The following is an 855-nucleotide window of genomic DNA, read 5'->3' as shown; positions in this document are numbered from 1 at the left end:
AAGTCTGACGGCACCGCCCGGAGGCATCAAAGACCACCATGGGGGCAAGGTCCTCGGGGATGCTGTCTCGGTAGTCGAGCAGCTTTGCTTCCCCGTGGTTTGTCCGGTGGACCGGGAGGGTCTCCCCGGCGGCTTGCTGCAAACACTCTAGGCGCTGCCTGTCGAGGGAAGACACCGTGTTGCTGTCAAGAAGCCGGTCCATCTCTGCCCTTGCTCCAGCCCCACCCATCTCCTCGAGGGTTAGGACATCAATTAGCTCACCCGTTGTCGCCTGCTTCATGTGCTTGTGCAGATCCTGCAAGGACCCAAAGAGCTTGGGTGCAGACTGACGAAAGTGCCCCCACAGGCCCGCCAGGTCGTCCTCCGACAGCAGGATCTCCTGACCCGGTAGCAGGCTCTCATCCCAGATCCGGACCTGTCGAGGTTGGTCGAGGTAATGAAAGCCAGTGGCAGCCGTGAAGCCGCTATGACGTCCGCATACTGCTTCGAGCTTCTGTTGGGTGGTCAGCAAGATCCTGGCTTGATCGGGTGGTGTCGACATCTTTGCATTCAGGTCCTCGTCGCCCGTCCATACGGAGACCTCAGACTGGTACAGGGTAAGGCCATGCAGCATGGTCGCTAGTTCTTCCAGCCTGGAGACGCAGACCAGGACGGAGACCTCCTTGTGGTGCGGTGAGGCGAGAAGAGCCATGATGAAGTGTCGGATGAGCGTGGTCTTCCCCACCCCGGGGTCCAAGCTCGAGAGGTGAAACTGAGGTGAGAGAGTCCCCTCAGCCATGGCCTCGAGGGCCCGAGCTGCTGCGTATAGACCCGTCGACATCGACCTGGTCGGGGTCAAGCCATAGCTGCTTAGTT

The 855-nt window shown here is 60.4% G+C and carries 1 pseudogene; it reads right to left on the bottom strand.

What is annotated here, in order from left to right:
- Nucleotides 1–691: pseudogene (locus tag ACH107_RS33210) on the bottom strand (hypothetical protein); the annotation flags it as partial.
- Nucleotides 692–855: the final 164 nt, after the last annotated feature.

The sequence above is a fragment of the Roseovarius halophilus (ex Wu et al. 2025) genome, from assembly GCF_047086965.1.
This window is presented reverse-complemented; position numbering and strand designations above follow the sequence as displayed.